The sequence below is a fragment of the Mycobacterium sp. D16Q13 genome, assembly GCF_002013375.1.
Taxonomy (GTDB): Bacteria; Actinomycetota; Actinomycetes; order Mycobacteriales; family Mycobacteriaceae; genus Mycobacterium.
This window is the reverse complement of the sequence record NZ_MAEW01000014.1, coordinates 244,758-260,292: the sequence shown is the minus strand read 5'-3', so window position 1 is coordinate 260,292 and position 15,535 is coordinate 244,758. Positions and strand designations below refer to the sequence as shown.

Genomic DNA, 15,535 nt, shown 5'->3' with positions numbered 1-15,535 from the left:
GCCTCGATAGCCGACCGCATCGATTGTGTCTGCACGATGCAACGGCGGGCCAGTACTGCGCCATGGTTTCGGCTCCAACCGAAACGACGTATGGCGGCATGGACGCCGAAGCCGCCAGGGAACAAAAGAGCGAGTAGACCCGGCTCAAGTGGCCGTTGGCCTGCCCTGCAACCCTTTGATATTCGCCATTCCCAGCGAAACGTAAGCACCTGTCCGGCATGCTTAGGCCATGTCCAACCTAGATACGTTGAACAGTCATCCTGCCGACAGAAGGCAGCAGATCCGGCGATAGTGCACGACAACTGGATGCTGGCGAAATCGGTGGTGGTCTGTGGCGTAGCGACAGCAGTTGTCGCTGCTTTAGGCATGGTCGCTGAACCATTTCTCTTGTAAAAGCCATCGAGGCCAACATATTTCCTGACCCCTCCGGAGGCGCCGAGGGCTGCGGTTGATCAGATGCGACATCGTCGTGCCGGCCGTGCTGGTCGCTGTGATCACGGTCCAGTACAGGGCCGGATGGAACTGCCGACATCGCCGTTGTGTGTTACCGTTCCGCTAGTTGTCTTTGTTCACCATCGTGACTGTCGTAGCCTGCGCGCCGACGTCCTGGTTTCGAGCATTTCACCGAAGGATCGTGCCGTATGCCCCGTCGCGGGCCACGGGGTTATCCGTATCACCACCTCATTTCGTGTCGTGCGTTCGGTCGGGTTCGTCGACGGTCGACCTCGAGTGAGATTGCATTCGCATGGGAATCGTGTCGTTGCGCAATCAGCGGTCCTTATGCAGATTCACCAACCCCGGCCTCACGGGAGCGGTTCATTGTAGTCGTCACCGTGACCCAAGACGACCGTTGAAAAATGAAAAGCAGGGCAGTGCAAATGATCTCGTTCATTTGGTCTCCAGGAAACGCTCTTCCGGCCGGTACCGGCGGCTCAGAAAACTACACAGTCGGCCAAGTCCGCGAACTGAATCGGCGCCGCATACCGGCTCAAGTGGTCACTATCGGCCTGGGTGCCGAAGACGGCCGCGATGACTTCAGTGGCATCCCCTTCCTGTCGCTGTCGACGCTGGCCGAGGTAGGTGACCTCGATGGCACCGTTGTGTTCGTCAACGAACCCCACGTTGTGGCGACCAAGCGTCCTGCGTTCCTGATCTTGCACAACCCGCCCCCCATCCGGGAACGCTACAAAGCGTTCGCTATCAATGGAACCCGCGATCGGGTGTTGATCGCCACCAGCCGCTACGCGGCCCGGCTGTGGTCGAACTATCTGGACGTCGACATCGCCACGATCAGCGTCGTCTACCCATTCGCGGAACCGTGCTTCGGCACACAGCCCCGGCCCAGGAACGAGACGGGCAGAACCCGAATCCTCTTCGCCGGCAGACTCAGTCCGGAGAAGGGCGTCTATACCCTCCTTGAGACGCTGCACATCGACATCATCGAACAAGACACCGAGCTCAGCTTCACCGCGACGACTGCCGGCGCCGACAAGCCGCAGGGAAGGATCATCGAGCGACTACTGCGCGAGCACCCCGGCATCTCCGTGGTCCCCACCTGCAAAACGCCGACCAAGATGGCGACGCTGATGGCCGAGCACGACATTGTGGTCATGCCGTCCAACAGTCAATACTGGCATGAGACCTTCGGCATTGTCTCGATCGAGGCCCAACACTCCGGCTGCCGCGTGATCGCATCCGATGACGGCGGGCTACCCGAAACAGACTGCGGTGGAATAATTCTTGTCGCTCCGGACAATGCCGAAGCGCTGGCGCGGGGAATCCGCGAGGCCATCAGCAGTGGATCGCTCCCACCGTCAAGCCGTCACGACGCGCGCAACAGGTTCACGGTCGTACAGTCCGTCGACGCACTATTGATGGTGTTCTCACAGCCGCTGCCGATCTCACCGGCAACGATCGTTCGTCAACTCGAAGAACTGATCCTCGTACCATCTGCCGCGCGACCACATACAGCGGCCTGAGATACCGCTATTAGATACACGTCTACTATCCGATTTCTGAGGCTCCGGCTGGTCGACTTTTCTGGCACATATCCGAGAAGCTCGACAACCGATGTCGAGAACGGCGCAATGGTTCCGTCCCAGGGGTGAGCGACCAACTAGGGTCGCGAACGAAGGGAGATCATTATGGCCAAGTACTTGCTGCTCAAGCACTATCGCGGTGCGCCCGCGGCCGTCAATTGCGTGCCGATGGATCAGTGGACGCCCGCCGAGGTTCAGGCGCACATTCAATACATGAACGACCTCGCGGCCCGGCTGGAAGGCACCGGCGAATTCGTCAACGCCCAGGCCCTGACGCCGGAAGGCGCGTGGGTGCGCTCCGACGGCGAGGGCAAGCCCCCGGTGACCGACGGCCCGTTCGCGGAGACAAAGGATTTGATCGCGGGCTGGATGATCATCGACGTGGACTCGTACGAGCGTGCCATTGAGGTTGCCGGGGAGCTATCGGCGGCTCCGGGAGCCGGCGGCGAGCCCATCCACGAATGGCTCGAGGTTCGGCCGTTCATGACAGCTGCACACTCCGACCTCGATTGATGGCCGACGCTGCGGTGGGCGAAGCCCAGCTGCGGGACCTGATCCCCAGTGTGCTGGCGGCGCTAATGCGCCGTGGTGCGGACTTCGCCACCGCAGAGGACGCCGTGCAGGAGGCCTTGATCCGGGCCGTCCAGACGTGGCCGTCGCGGCGCCCGGACGATCCCAAGGGCTGGCTAATCACCACCGCCTGGCGGTGTTTCGTCGATCGCGCACGATCCGATACCGCCCGGCGAAGTCGCGAGTATGGAATCACGGACGAGCCGCCGCCAGGACCAGTGGCCTCCGTGGACGACACGCTGCAGCTCTACTTCCTGTGCGCGCATCCGCGCCTCTCCCCCGCATCAGCAGTCGCGTTGACCTTGCGGGCCGTCGGCGGCCTCACCACCCGTCAGATCGCACAGGCATACCTGGTACCCGAAGCGACAATGGCCCAACGGATTTCGCGAGCTAAACGAACGGTGAGTGACGTACGACTGGATCGTGCGGGGGACCTGGCCACGGTGTTACGCGTGCTGTACCTAGTGTTCAACGAGGGATACAGCGGCGACGTCGACCTCGCGGCCGAAGCCATCCGGCTTGCCCGGCAGCTTGCCGCGTCCACCGATGACGAGGAGGTCGCCGGCCTGCTCGCGCTGTTCCTGCTCCATCACGCCAGACGCCCGGCTCGCATCCGCGCGGACGGCAGTCTCGTCACGCTGGTAGATCAAGACCGCGGTTTATGGCAAGACGATCTGATCACCGAGGGTGTGGCCGTGCTCCAAGCCGCGTTGGCCCGCGATCGGCTTGGCGAGTATCAGGCACAAGCCGCGATCGCGGCGCTGCACGCCGATGCGCGGACCGCCGCCGAGACAGACTGGGTGCAGATCGTCGAGTGGTACGACGAACTGGTCCGGCTCACCGACAGCCCCGTCGTGCGGCTTAATCGCGCGGTCGCTGTCGGTGAGGCGGACGGTCCGCGTGCCGGACTCGCCGCACTCGGCCAACTCGATGCGGCTCTCCCCCGCCACACCGCGTCGTCGGCCTACCTTCACGAGCGCGCCGGAGACATTGCCACAGCCGCGCGGCTCTACACCGATGCCGCCGCTCAGGCCCACAACGTCGCTGAGCGCAACCACTTGACGCTTCGAGCCGCCGCTCTCAACCAGCGACTCTCGACCGGGGGCCAGTGAGCGCTGACAGCAGATTCGCAGGGAAGAGATCTAGCCTCGGTCGTCGGTCCCGGAATCGACCAGAAGGACACGATGACTTTCAGCCGGCGGAATCTTCGCCCCGAAACTACGAGCGCCCGAACCGCCGCGGTTCTCGCGGCAGCGTTGTTCGTGGTTTTCGCGACGCTGGCAGCGACAGCGCACCACTACGGCTCAGGTAGCAGGGTCGACCACCGCGCGCTGGACTGGTTGGTGATTCACCGGCACAGTTGGCTCACCTCGGCCGCCGTTGACATCACGGACATCGGTAGCCCCGCTACGGTGTCCGTAGTGACAGTTATTGCAGCACTGGCAATTTGGCGGTTCGCACGCTCATTGAGAACCGCGACCACGGTAGTGGCGGCCGTCGCATCAGCGTTCTTCCTTGCCGCGGCGGCGAAATGGGCAGTGGGAGAACACCGTCCACCGCGCAGCACTCAGCTGGTTGCGGAAACCGGCTGGTCCTTTCCCTCCGGACACGTCACGGGCACCACCGCTCTTGCCGGAATGTTGGCCATCGTGGTCGCCTACCGTCATAGTGGCTGGCGACGGTTGGCTGCCCTGGTGGCAGCAATAGTGGCGGTGACGCTGGTAGCCGGCAGTCGTCTCTACCTTGGAGACCACTGGGTGGTCGATGTCTTGGCAGCGGTGGTGCTGTCGACGTTAGTGGTGACGATCGCGGCCGCGACCCTTCACGAGACACCGACTACCGGCCTATCCCGACAGACCGCCGCCTGAGATGTTCTTGCCCACCGAACCACTGACCTGGGTGACGGTCTGGCGTGCATGGCATTTTGATACGGCGGCTGCCCTCTGCGCTATCGCTCTGGGCACGGGATACGGCTGGGCCCTGACCCGCGCGCGGCGTCGCCACGCGGATATCAGTGGCGTGTGGGCGAGTTGCTTCTTCACGGGAGTCGGATGCTGGGTGCTCGCATGCATGAGTGTGGTTGGCCTTTATGCACACGTGCTGTTCTGGATGCGGGCCTTGCAGGTTGTCTTGCTGCTGCTGGTCGTGCCCTTCTTCTTAGCCCTTGGCCGGCCGGTCACCGTTGTGCGTGGCGCGCTACAACCGGACGGGCTGGACAGATTTGATCGCGGGCTGTCGTCGGCACCGGCGCGGGTCTTGACACATCCGCTCACGACATCCCTGGCCATGTTGGTCACACCGTGGTTGCTGTACCTGACGCCGTGGTACACGGCATCTCTGACGCATGACCTGCTTGGCGCGATGACACGAACGGCGTTGGCGTTGATCGGGTTTGCGTACTTCTACGCGCGCTTGCAGGTAGATCCCGTACCTCGCAAGTATCCGCAGCTGATATCGCTGGTGCTCAGCGTGGCCGAGACCATCGGGGACGGCGTCTTGGGCCTAGTCCTGTGGCAGGGCCCGCTGGTGGCGTCAAGCTACTATCTGGCGCTGCACCGCTCCTGGGGGCCGGATATGCGCACGGATCAGACCTTGGGCGCGGGCATTCTCTGGATCCTCGGCGATGTCCTTGGACTGCCCTTTCTGCTGCTGCTGATGCGCGCCTTATCTGCCGACGACAAGGCGCAGGCCGCCCGGATTGACGCCGAACTCGACCGCGCCGACCAGAATTCACTCGACCCGGGCAACACGATGGCCATGGATCCGGCTACGCCGACACTATGGTGGGAGAACGACCCACAGCTGCGAGAGCGATTCGGGCGACGCTGACAGTCCCGTCACCGGGCGCCTTTCCCAGCGAACTTCTGTACACTCCGTCTATTTTTCGGGCAGTATGGACGGATGGATGTCCCGCGGTGCGCCTTACCGTCGCTCGTCGACTCTGCCCTGCCCGAGTCTGCGCCTTCCCAGCGTCCGCCACGACCTGCCTCTCCCGCCGTCGACACCTCGACGCCCATCGGCCGCGCTGTTGCGGGCTTCTACCTCGCCTTCGAGGCCGTCGATGATTCCGACAGAATTCGTGAGGCCGCCAATCGGCTCGGCCAGCAGCATCCGCCCGAATCGGATGCGCGCCAGAAGTACCTCGCGTTGGCCCACGGAATCTCTCATGTGGAGGCGATCCGTCGCCATGCTCACCACACGTTGCGTGAAATCGCCACCACTGCCGCGCGTACGGCCGAACGCCTCACCCAGGACTCGGCGAATCTCCCTTCGGAGATCAACGACGCGATCGATGCCGCCGTGCGCCGTGAGTCCATCGCCGTCTGCGACCGCGCGGTGCAGATGATCAACAGCCAGACCCGCCTGGTCCTGAACCTCGACGAGGTGACGGCCACGATCACCGTCGACGAATGGTTGACGAGCCACGGCCTGACGGGCTGACCGGCTGCTCACCGACCGCTAGTGCGGGTTGTCCGCCAGCGCCGCCCGCTCGACGCTCAGCAGACTCTCGGCGCGATGTTCCTCCTCGTAGGCTTTGCCGCCGCCATTGAGCCCGAACAGTCTCTTGCTCCAGAGCAGCCAGACCACGGCCACGATGTTCACCAGGAGCGCCAAAACCCTGAGAACGGTCTGCTTTTCGATGAGCTCATAGATCTCGAGCGGCAAGAAGATGCTTGTCGCAATGACGGCGAAGTACTCACCCCAGCGCTTCATCAGCCACAGACCGAAGGCCTCGATGAACTCGATCGCCGCATACGCCGCCAAGCCCACCGCGACCCACATCAGTGTCGAGGACGACAGCGAGAACGCCTCGCCGATATGACGGATGACTTTCGAATTGTCCGGATTCCATCCGAGCTGATTGGCCAGCGGGCGAATCAGCGGCAGGTCCCGCTCGAAAACCTGTTGGAGATGTTCGCGCGAACCGCGAACCTTGACCACCCCGAACGCGAGCAGGACAAAGACGAGACCGCGGAATACGCGTTCGGCGGCCAGCAGTCGCATCAAGGTCCGATCACGCAGGAGCCGTCCGCGCGGAATCTCTGGTGCGGTATCGGCCGGTCCCCGATAGCGCGGCGCGCCGACCACAAACGTCTCGCACCGCAAGCACCGCCAGGCCTCACCTGCGGGCGTCTGGACTCTCAGGCGTTCCCGAAGCGGCTGCTCATCGGGAGCGAATGTCGCATGCCCGCGCAGGCCACACGATCTCAGCGCAAAATCGATCACGACAGAAACGGTAGCCCGACACCACCTGCGACACCGCATGATGTCCAGGTTCCGGCGCTACCCTGGCGTCGTGCTCGACCGTCGCCGGTTTTTGACCTTGTTGGCAGCCACTGCCGCAGTGGCTGCCTCAGCCATCGAATCAGCCGTTGCGGCCGCAGACCCCGGCACGGCAGCTGGAGCTTCTAGCAGTGGGCTGACGCGGGTGCCATTGCCTGGCGGCGGTGCGTTGACCGCTCTGCCGGCCCGCGCCGACGGACAGCGACTACTCGCCTTGACCCTTGACGACGGCACCGATGCGAACGTCATCGCCGCGTACACCCAGCTGGCGCGCGATACCGGAATCCGCTTGACCTACTTCGTCAATGGTGTGAACGCGGGATGGACGCAGAATGCCCCACTGCTTCGCCCGCTCGTCGACAGCGGACAGATCCAGCTGGGCAATCACACGTGGTCTCATCCGAATCTCACGACACTGACCGCCGAGAAGATCGCTGACGAGCTCACCCGCAACACCAAGTTCTTGACCAACACCTACGGAGTCGATCCAGCGCCGTTCTTCCGCCCGCCCTACGGAAAGCGCAGCGCCGCAACTGATTCAGTTACTCAGGGGCTCGGGTATGGGCCGCCGGTACTCTGGTACGGGTCATTGTCGGACTCAGGAGTAGTCACCCCGCGGTACATCGTGGACATGGCTCGCAAGTACTTCAACCCGCAAGCAATTGTCATCGGCCACCTCAACCACCCACCGGTAACCACGGTCTATCACCAGCTGCTCGATGTCATCGGGGAACGGCAGTTGCGTACGGTCACACTCAACGACGTCTATCAGCGCTAGAGCGACGGGGCGCCAGGATCAAGCAGTCTTTTGGGATGCATGCCGTCGACCTGGCCGATAAACGGCGGATGGATGCTGTACCCCAGCATCCGGCGGATGTCCTCAGACACCGCCCGCACGGTGTCGCGGGTCATCGACAAGGTGAACGCCTCCTGCGGGCGTAGCCACGGCTCACAGTATTGAGCTGTCAGAGCCAGCCGTGCGGCATTAGATCGGTTCGCTCCCCCGCCGTGCCATAACGTGCCCGGGAAGAACACACAGGAACCCGCCGTCATCACCACAGGTTCACGCTCGATGTCCTGCGGCCGCCGGTCACCCCAAAGATGGCTGCCTGCAATGACATCAGTGGCACCATTGTCGGCGGTAAAGTCGTCGATCGCCCAGATCGTGGCCGCACCAAGACCGGCACGGGGACGCGGAATCGGATAGAAGCCGTCGTCGGTGTGCAGCATCTGCGCCTGTTCGCCAGGCAGAATGTTGATGACCTGCAGCATCGACAACAGATAGTTCGGCAGAAAAAGCCGATCCAGCAGGGCCAAGACCCTCGGGTGATCCGCGATCCGGTCACACGCACGCGTCTTGTTCAGCACGCTGTACACCCGTTGAGTGGTATGCCCTTCAAATCCATTGCGGCCATGCAGATTCAGCAACGGCGCAACGGCTTCCCGGATCTCTACGAGCTCGTCAGCGGTCAGCAGATCCGGCAAGATCACGTAGCCGTCGTGGCGCATCGCCGCCAAATCCGCGTCGGCGACAGCAGGATCGACACTCTCACCGCTGCTCGCGGTCCGTCGATGAGTTCCGGCCAGGTCGCCGCTCAAATCCACCAACGACGACACTTCCGCGCTCATCGCCACTCCTAAACATAAGGTAATTATGTTTTGTACGATCACATAGTGGCACGCCCCTCAATCGGACGTCAACAGCTCATCGACGCCGCCCGTGATGAACTCGTCCGCGGCAGCGGAGTCATGGATCTCAGCGGATTGACCCGTCGAGCCGGACTCAGCACCGGCGCTCTCTACCATCACTTCGGATCCAAAAGCGGCTTGCTCGCGGTCATCTACGACGAGTTCTACGAGGGTCTCGTGCAGGCAATTTCCGACACGCATCTGGCCCTGAACACCGACTGGCGCGTCCACGAGCTGGAACGCACCCGCCTGTTTGTCGACTATCACGTGGCCGACCCGCTGGCCCCGATCCTGCTCAACCGCGCCGCGTTAGATCCCCAACTGGTCGAACTGGAAGCGGCGTACCTGCAACGCATTAGCCATAACGCCGCCAAGAACATCCGCCGCGGCCAGAAGTTGGGCCAGTTGCCCGCAGACATCAACCCCGACAGCGCAGGCGCCTTCATCATCGGCGGAATTCGATACGGGATTGCCCAGCAGTTGCGACTGACCCCACTCCCCGCGCCCGGCGAGATCACCGAACGGCTGTGGCGCCTGATCTCCGCGGCGCTAGGCGTCGGCTGAACCGCCGCCTAGGGAAACGTCGGCCAGATTGAGGACACATGGGCGATACTCCCTGCATGCGTTCGATACCTGTTGGCCGTGCGGCCGCTCTCACCCTCGCCGTTCTGGGCGCGGGACTTTCCTCCTGCCCGCTGGCCATGGCGGCACCGTCGGGCGAGGTTGCGCTCTGTTTCGACGGTGACGTGCGCGTCAGCGCCTGGCAGGCGAGCCAAGCCGATGCACGTCGGGACCTGATTCCCGGCACGCTCAACATGAACGCCACGGACGGTCTTGCCGGACCCAAGCAGGCGTACTTCCAGTGGCGCAACCTGACCACGGGCGCTGTCGGCGAAGCGCACGGCGACGGCTCGGGCACGGCAGGAGCATCGATCTTCAATGTCGTCACCGGTCCCGGCCAGGTGGAAATCACCACCGATTACGGCGGCCGTTCGGGCTTCTTCTGGAACGACGAAAACACCGCCCACTGCACCGGGACGGTCACTGTCGTCTAGGCCCCGATCGAGACTCAGACAACTTCTGAAGCAAGCCGTGCGAACGCGGCGCTGTCGTGGCTGCAGAACACGGTGACGTCCTCGGAATGATCGGCGACGAGCTCGGTGAGGCGCCGCATAATCTGCAGCTGAGCACGTGGGTGACTCGGATGCGCGGTGACCATGTGCATTGCCCTGCTCGCGGTGGTCAACGGGCCGCTACCGAGCGCGTGCGGCTCCGTGTAGGCGTCGCCGGCATGCAGCAGCCAGCCGGTTCCGGTGTCGATGGCGACGCCGACGTGGCCTCGCGTGTGGCCGTAGAGCGGAACCACCAGGATCTCCGGCGGCAGCCCGTCAAGGTCACGGACGGCACGGAAACCGAACCATGGCTCGCCACCGTCGAGCTCGTTGATCTGCCAGTTGACTCCGTGACCGCACAATTGTGCAGTGCGATAACGGATTCGATCGACGATAGTTGGCTGCTGGCTGGCGCGATGTTCGGGTCCGTGTACGTGCACGGTTGCCGACGGAAAATCGGCGAGGCCACCCGTGTGGTCGTAATCCAGATGGGTGAGCAGAATGTGTCGCACATCAAGTGGGTCATATCCAAGCGCCTCGATCTGCCGCACCGCCGTCTCTGCCTCCCGCAGGACGGGCCCGATGGCGTGCCGTGTCCATCCGAGCAATCGTGGATTCTGGACGCAGCCGAGACCGAAACCGGTGTCGACCAGTACCAGCCCCGAACCCGGCGTCTCGACCAGTAGGCAGTGGTCAACAAATCCGAATGCCATTGTGCCGCAATTAAGATGGTGAACCTTCACATCTCACCTCGTGTCGCGTTGCCGACGTCAACCTTCATTCACAGTAACTTCCGCATCGAACGCACGGAATACCCGTCCGATGCACCTGGTTCGTCCACATATGAATGCTGTCCAGCAGTTCGATCCGCATGCGCTCATCGCCGACAGCCGCATCGGCGTACTGGCGACCATCAAGTCCAACGGACTACCGCAGCTCTCCCCCGTCACCCCGTTCTACGACCGGGACAAAGGCGTCATCTACGTCTCCATGACCGATGGACGTGCCAAGACCGTCAATCTTCGCCGCGACCCCCGAGCGGCGCTGGAGGTCACCAGCTCGGACGGACGGGCCTGGGCAACGGCCGAGGGAGACGTATCCCTGACCGGACCGGGTACCGACCCACACGGCCCCGAGGTCGAAGCGCTTGTCGACTACTACCGCGGCGCGGCCGGTGAACATCCCGACTGGGAGGAGTACCGCGCGGTCATGGTCTCGGACCGACGCGTCCTGATGGCTCTCACCGTCGGGCGGGTATACGGCGAGAAGCTGGGCTAAGGCTCAGACCTTTCCCGTCGCGTCGTACATCCAACTCATGTCAGCGTTGGCCAAGTCTTCCAACCACGATGCGGGAGCGAAGTTCGTCAGTGCGCCCATGTCCCAGTAGTCCTTCCAGAGCGTGATCTTTCCGTCGACCACCTTGAGGACGGAGGCAAAACGCAGTAGCGCCGACTCCCCTGTGTTCCAGATCCACGTCTCGGAGTGCTCGTACATCACGTCGTCACCATTGGCGACGATCAGCCCGTCATGGTGCACGTAATCCTTCAGCGGTTCGAGCCCGATCTTCAGACGTTTGACGATGTTCTCCGGTCCGCATGCCGCAGCGGTGGGTCCCACGGGCATGTCCAGATAGATGCAGTCGTCGTCAAGAAATGCCGTGACGGCGTTCCAGTTTCTCTCCGAAAGAGCTACCCACAGACCGACAACCACCGACGCTGATGACATCGCCACAACTTTCCTTCCCCCGAAGTACAACGAGTCGAAATCCTACGAGCCGCGCACTCCCGCCGGGTCCGATCGGGGCGATTAGGCTCCCCACATGCCTGTCGCAAAGTCGATCCTGTTGTTCGCGGCGGCCGCGGTCTTGGAAATCGGTGGCGCCTGGCTCGTATGGCAGGGCGTGCGCGAGCATCGCGGCTGGGTGTGGGTGGGGTTCGGTGTCATCGCACTGGGCGCCTACGGATTCGTGGCGACCCTGCAGCCAGACGCTCACTTCGGTCGAATATTGGCGGCCTACGGCGGCGTGTTCGTCGCCGGGTCACTGCTGTGGGGGATGGCGATGGACGGGTTCCGCCCCGATCGCTGGGATGTGGCAGGCGCGCTGCTCTGCGTGGCCGGCGTCGGGGTCATCATGTACATGCCCCGGAACGCATGAGCCGCGCCCCGTCCGGCCCCCTTCGACGGGAACTGGGCACATTCGACGCCGTCATGATCGGGCTGGGCTCGATGCTCGGCGCCGGAATCTTCGCGGCCTTGGCGCCCGCGGCGCAATCGGCCGGATCCGCCCTGCTCGTGGGCTTGGCGGTCGCCGCGGTGATCGCCTTCTGCAATGCGACATCTTCGGCTCGGCTCGCCGCGGTGTATCCCGCCTCCGGTGGAACGTATGTCTACGGCCGGATGCGTCTCGGCGAGTTCTGGGGTTATCTGGCTGGTTGGGGCTTCGTGGTTGGGAAAACTGCGTCATGCGCGGCCATGGCACTGACGGTGGGCTTCTATGCGTGGCCCGCCCACGCGCACGCCGTCGCGGTGGCGGCGGTGGTGGCCTTGACCGCGATCAACTATGCGGGAGTGCAAAAGTCGGCGTGGCTGACACGTGTCATCGTCGCGATCGTGCTGTCGGTGCTGGCCGCGATTGTCGTCACGGCGGTTGGGTCCGACGGTATCGACGCCGCATCCCTCGATATCACCGACGTGCCTATTGTCGGGGTGTTGCAGGCCGCCGGTCTGCTGTTCTTCGCGTTCGCCGGATATGCCCGCATCGCGACTTTGGGTGAGGAGGTGCGCGACCCCGCGCGCACCATTCCCCGCGCCATCCCGATCGCGTTGGCAATCGCACTGGTCGTGTATGGCGTTGTCGCCGTTGCGACATTGACCACGCTGGGGCCATCACGGTTGGCCGCATCCGCGGCCCCGCTGCTGGATACCGTCACCGTCGCCGGTGTGCGGTGGATGGAGCCGGTGGTGCGGATCGGAGCCATCGTGGCGGCGACGGGCTCCTTGTTGGCACTGATCCTCGGGGTATCACGCACGACCTTCGCGATGGCACGCGATCGCCATCTGCCGCACGTCCTGGCGGCGGTGCATCCCAAGTACGGCGTGCCGTACCGCGCTGAACTCCTTGTTGGTCTTGTGGTTTCGGTCCTTGCGGCCACCGCGGACTTGCGTGGCGCGATCGGATTCTCGTCCTTCGCGGTGCTGGTGTACTACGCGGTGGCCAATGCGGCGGCGTGGACGCTCTCCCCTGCCGAGGGCCGTCCACCGAGGATTGTTCCGGCACTCGGCCTGACCGGGTGTGTCGTGATTGCTCTCGCGTTGCCGCGGTCGTCGGTCCTCGCCGGCACGGCAGTACTGGCGGTAGGCATCCTCATCTACGTCGCCCGTCGCCTCAGTGCCCCGGGTACGCGTGAATAAGAGCGCTATCGAGTTTTGACACCGCATGAGTCAGTTCGTGTTCGGCGACGTGTGCGATGCGGTGCGCCTCGGCGAGGCTGATGTCGGGGTCGACGTCGAGCTCGGCGTCCGCATGGAGGCGATGTCCGATCCACCGCAACCGCACGCTGCGCACCGTCCGCACACCAGGCTGAGCCACCAGTGCTGTTTCAGCGGCGTCCACCAACGCAGGATCCACCCCGTCCATCAACCTCCGGAACACATCCCGGACCGCGGTGCGCAGCACCGCGAGAATCGCGAGGGTAATCACCAGCCCAATGATCGGGTCCGCCAAGGGATATCCCAAGGCGACGCCCGCGACGCCCAGCACCACGGCCAGCGAGGTGAACCCGTCGGTACGTGCATGCAGGCCGTCGGCCACAAGTGCCGCCGAGCCGATCCGGCGCCCCACCCGGATCCGGTAGAGGGCGACGAGCTCGTTGCCGACAAAGCCGACGACACCCGCCGTCGCCACCCACCCCAGTTGTCCGATCTGCACGGGATGCATCAGGCGCATCACTGCCTCATAACCCGCCACCACGGCCGACAAGGCGATCATCGATACGACGAACAAGCCGGCCAGATCCTCGGCCCGCCCGAACCCGTAGGTGTATCGCCTCGTCGCCGCGCGGGTTCCGAGTCCAAAAGCTATCCACAGCGGGATCGCCGTGAGCGCATCGGAGAAGTTGTGGATGGTATCGGCCGCCAGCGCAACGGAGCCGGACACGACCACGATCACCACCTGAAACGCGGCCGTCAGCAGCAGTGCTACCAGGCTGATCTTGACGGCCCGGGTCCCCGCTGCGCTGGAGCTGAGCGCGTCGTCGATGCTGTCGGAGGCATCATGGCTGTGCGGGGACACGATCTCCGCGAGCATTCCCCGCAGACCGGCCGCGTGGTCGTGGTCGTGGTCGTGATGAGTCACTTCCTTGCGGGTATGACTCATTGCCTACCAGCCCTTCTCGCGGTTTCCACGGTCCGCAGCGAGGCCTCCGAGCGGTGATGCGGCGGGATGCCCGGGCCGGCATGCTCAGCGTTATAGACCGCGTCGGTCACCAGCTGCTCGACATGCTCGTTCTCCAGGCTGTAGTAGACGGTGGTGCCGTCACGACGGGTCCGCACCAGTCGGGCCATCCGCAGCTTGGCCAAATGCTGCGATACCGACGGCGCCGGTTTGCCCACTAGGTCTGCCAGCTCATTGACGGACAGCTCACCGCCGGTGAGTGCCCACAGCACTCGAACACGGGTGGCATCGGCCAGCATCCGAAAGACTTCGACGATCAACCCAACCTGTTCATCGCCCAATGGCGACTGATCTGCCTGCGCCATGGCGAACGCTCCTCTACTGCATATCTGCATTGATACGCAGATAGTAGACCATGTGTGGCGCTAGCGCTGGCAGCAGTCGCATTCGTCGCTAGCGGCCTGCACCGATGCCGAGGGAATATGTGGCGCACAGCAGGACTCGCCCTTCCACGCATTCATCCCCTCGCGGACCGCAATGGCCGCGATGACCAACGCCGCGATCGGGTCGGCCCAGGACCACCCGAAGAGGGCGTTGACGAGCAGCCCCACCAGCACGACCGCCGACAGATACGTGCACAGCAGCGTCTGCTTGGAATCTGCCACCGCAGACGCAGACCCCAGCTCGCGGCCCGCTCGGCGTTGCGCCCACGACAGCACTGGCATGACCACCAGACTCACTGCTGCCAAGGCGATCCCAATTGTCGAATGCCTGGCCTCACCGAACCCCGCTAGCGCCCGGATCGATTCCACCGCCACATAGGCGGCCAGCGCAAAGAACGAGAATGCGATCACGCGAAGAGCAGTCTTCTCCCTAGCCTCCGGGTCCTTGGCACTGAATTGCCATGCCACTGCCGCGGCCGATGACACTTCGATCACAGAATCCAAGCCGAAACCGATCAGCGCGGTCGAGGACACTCGCGCACCCTCCGAGAGGGCCACGACGGCCTCAATGACGTTGTAGGTGATGGTGGCGGCGACGAAAAGACGAACCCGGCGATTGAGCACATCTCGCCGCTGTGACGCGAGCACCATCAGCAGCAGCCCTCGTCGGCCGGGCAGCACGACGGATCCACCGTCAGCACCAGGTCCACCAGGTCGTCTAGAGCGTGAGCGATGCGCTCATCGGCCAGCTCGTAACGGGTGCGCCGGCCCTCCGGAACAGCGACAACCAGACCGCAACCACGCAGACACGCAAGGTGATTCGACGTGATCTGTCGCGACACCCCAGCATCGTCGGCAAGCTCAGAGGGATACCCGGGCCGCGATCGCAGGCTCAATAAGATGGCCGTGCGCGTGGGGTCCGACAATGCGGATCCGAACCTCGTCAGGGCGTCGCGATGAACCAGGGTCTGCATGGATCCAATAGTACAGCTTTGTCTGTATTCA

At 63.6% G+C, this 15,535-nt stretch carries 20 protein-coding genes; 12 read left to right on the top strand and 8 right to left on the bottom strand.

The features are described from left to right. Window positions 1-992: 992 nt before the first annotated feature. The 6 genes from B4400_RS16585 (at window position 993) to B4400_RS16560 (ending at window position 6,050) form a co-directional block, all read left to right on the top strand. The gene (locus tag B4400_RS16585) at window positions 993-1,979 is read left to right on the top strand and encodes a glycosyltransferase family 4 protein (protein WP_170915029.1); all 987 of its coding nucleotides are present in this window, start codon (window positions 993-995) and stop codon (window positions 1,977-1,979) included. Window positions 1,980-2,144: 165 nt separating this feature from the next. Then, window positions 2,145-2,552, top strand: a complete 408-nt coding sequence (locus B4400_RS16580) for a YciI family protein (protein ID WP_078312523.1) — start codon at window positions 2,145-2,147, stop codon at window positions 2,550-2,552. Next, window positions 2,552-3,721: an RNA polymerase sigma factor gene (locus tag B4400_RS16575; RefSeq protein ID WP_078312522.1), complete on the top strand. Its 1,170-nt coding sequence runs from the start codon at window positions 2,552-2,554 to the stop codon at window positions 3,719-3,721. The genes B4400_RS16580 and B4400_RS16575 overlap by 1 nt, the downstream gene beginning before the upstream one ends. Window positions 3,722-3,793: 72 nt before the next feature. After that, window positions 3,794-4,477, top strand: coding sequence for a phosphatase PAP2 family protein (locus B4400_RS16570; RefSeq protein WP_078312521.1), 684 nt, complete (start codon window positions 3,794-3,796; stop codon window positions 4,475-4,477). A gap of 1 nt (window position 4,478) precedes the next feature. After that, window positions 4,479-5,438 (top strand): cytochrome c oxidase assembly protein, encoded by a 960-nt coding sequence (locus B4400_RS16565; RefSeq protein WP_078312520.1) that lies wholly within the window; start codon window positions 4,479-4,481, stop codon window positions 5,436-5,438. A gap of 72 nt (window positions 5,439-5,510) precedes the next feature. Then, window positions 5,511-6,050, top strand: coding sequence for a hypothetical protein (locus B4400_RS16560; RefSeq protein ID WP_139361438.1), 540 nt, complete (start codon window positions 5,511-5,513; stop codon window positions 6,048-6,050). 18 nt (window positions 6,051-6,068) lie between these two features. Here the strand turns inward: B4400_RS16560 and B4400_RS16555 are convergent, their stop codons facing one another. Beyond that, window positions 6,069-6,836, bottom strand: coding sequence for a DUF2127 domain-containing protein (locus B4400_RS16555; protein ID WP_078312519.1), 768 nt, complete (start codon window positions 6,834-6,836; stop codon window positions 6,069-6,071). A gap of 70 nt (window positions 6,837-6,906) precedes the next feature. On the opposite strand from B4400_RS16555, the gene B4400_RS16550 reads away from it, so the two are divergent. Next, window positions 6,907-7,671 (top strand): polysaccharide deacetylase family protein, encoded by a 765-nt coding sequence (locus B4400_RS16550; protein WP_078312560.1) that lies wholly within the window; start codon window positions 6,907-6,909, stop codon window positions 7,669-7,671. On the opposite strand, the gene B4400_RS16545 is transcribed toward B4400_RS16550, so the two are convergent. Next, a complete protein-coding gene (locus tag B4400_RS16545) occupies window positions 7,668-8,522 on the bottom strand; it encodes a phytanoyl-CoA dioxygenase family protein (protein ID WP_078312518.1) in 855 nt (284 codons plus the stop codon). The two genes, B4400_RS16550 and B4400_RS16545, sit on opposite strands and share 4 nt — an antisense overlap. A gap of 45 nt (window positions 8,523-8,567) precedes the next feature. On the opposite strand from B4400_RS16545, the gene B4400_RS16540 reads away from it, so the two are divergent. Next, window positions 8,568-9,146: a TetR/AcrR family transcriptional regulator gene (locus tag B4400_RS16540; RefSeq protein WP_078312517.1), complete on the top strand. Its 579-nt coding sequence runs from the start codon at window positions 8,568-8,570 to the stop codon at window positions 9,144-9,146. A gap of 56 nt (window positions 9,147-9,202) precedes the next feature. Next, entirely contained in the window at window positions 9,203-9,637 is a 435-nt protein-coding gene (locus B4400_RS16535; RefSeq protein ID WP_078312516.1) for a hypothetical protein, read from the top strand. 14 nt (window positions 9,638-9,651) lie between these two features. Here the strand turns inward: B4400_RS16535 and B4400_RS16530 are convergent, their stop codons facing one another. After that, the gene (locus B4400_RS16530; protein ID WP_286142413.1) at window positions 9,652-10,407 is read right to left on the bottom strand and encodes an MBL fold metallo-hydrolase; all 756 of its coding nucleotides are present in this window, start codon (window positions 10,405-10,407) and stop codon (window positions 9,652-9,654) included. Window positions 10,408-10,537: 130 nt separating this feature from the next. Here B4400_RS16530 and B4400_RS16525 point away from each other — a divergent pair, with 130 nt between their 5' ends. Next, complete coding sequence (locus B4400_RS16525; protein ID WP_078312514.1) at window positions 10,538-10,972, top strand: PPOX class F420-dependent oxidoreductase; 435 nt, start codon at window positions 10,538-10,540, stop codon at window positions 10,970-10,972. A 3-nt stretch (window positions 10,973-10,975) separates the two neighbouring features. Here the strand turns inward: B4400_RS16525 and B4400_RS16520 are convergent, their stop codons facing one another. After that, window positions 10,976-11,419: a nuclear transport factor 2 family protein gene (locus B4400_RS16520; protein ID WP_078312513.1), complete on the bottom strand. Its 444-nt coding sequence runs from the start codon at window positions 11,417-11,419 to the stop codon at window positions 10,976-10,978. Between the two features lie 94 nt (window positions 11,420-11,513). On the opposite strand from B4400_RS16520, the gene B4400_RS16515 reads away from it, so the two are divergent. Then, a complete protein-coding gene (locus tag B4400_RS16515) occupies window positions 11,514-11,849 on the top strand; it encodes a YnfA family protein (protein WP_078312512.1) in 336 nt (111 codons plus the stop codon). Next, window positions 11,846-13,105: an APC family permease gene (locus B4400_RS16510; RefSeq protein ID WP_078312511.1), complete on the top strand. Its 1,260-nt coding sequence runs from the start codon at window positions 11,846-11,848 to the stop codon at window positions 13,103-13,105. The genes B4400_RS16515 and B4400_RS16510 overlap by 4 nt, the downstream gene beginning before the upstream one ends. On the opposite strand, the gene B4400_RS16505 is transcribed toward B4400_RS16510, so the two are convergent. Genes B4400_RS16505 through B4400_RS16490 form a run of 4 tightly spaced genes read right to left on the bottom strand, consistent with a single transcriptional unit; the run spans window position 13,080 to window position 15,504 of the window. Further along, window positions 13,080-14,069, bottom strand: coding sequence for a cation diffusion facilitator family transporter (locus B4400_RS16505; protein WP_078312510.1), 990 nt, complete (start codon window positions 14,067-14,069; stop codon window positions 13,080-13,082). The two genes, B4400_RS16510 and B4400_RS16505, sit on opposite strands and share 26 nt — an antisense overlap. After that, window positions 14,066-14,452, bottom strand: a complete 387-nt coding sequence (locus tag B4400_RS16500) for an ArsR/SmtB family transcription factor (RefSeq protein ID WP_078312509.1) — start codon at window positions 14,450-14,452, stop codon at window positions 14,066-14,068. The genes B4400_RS16505 and B4400_RS16500 overlap by 4 nt, the downstream gene beginning before the upstream one ends. 60 nt (window positions 14,453-14,512) lie before the next feature. Next, complete coding sequence (locus tag B4400_RS16495) at window positions 14,513-15,181, bottom strand: cation efflux transmembrane domain-containing protein (protein ID WP_078312559.1); 669 nt, start codon at window positions 15,179-15,181, stop codon at window positions 14,513-14,515. Beyond that, window positions 15,181-15,504 carry an ArsR/SmtB family transcription factor gene (locus B4400_RS16490; RefSeq protein WP_078312508.1) on the bottom strand — a complete coding sequence of 108 codons (324 nt, stop codon included), beginning with the start codon at window positions 15,502-15,504 and terminating at the stop codon, window positions 15,181-15,183. Before B4400_RS16490 ends, B4400_RS16495 begins: the two co-directional genes overlap by 1 nt. Window positions 15,505-15,535: the final 31 nt, after the last annotated feature.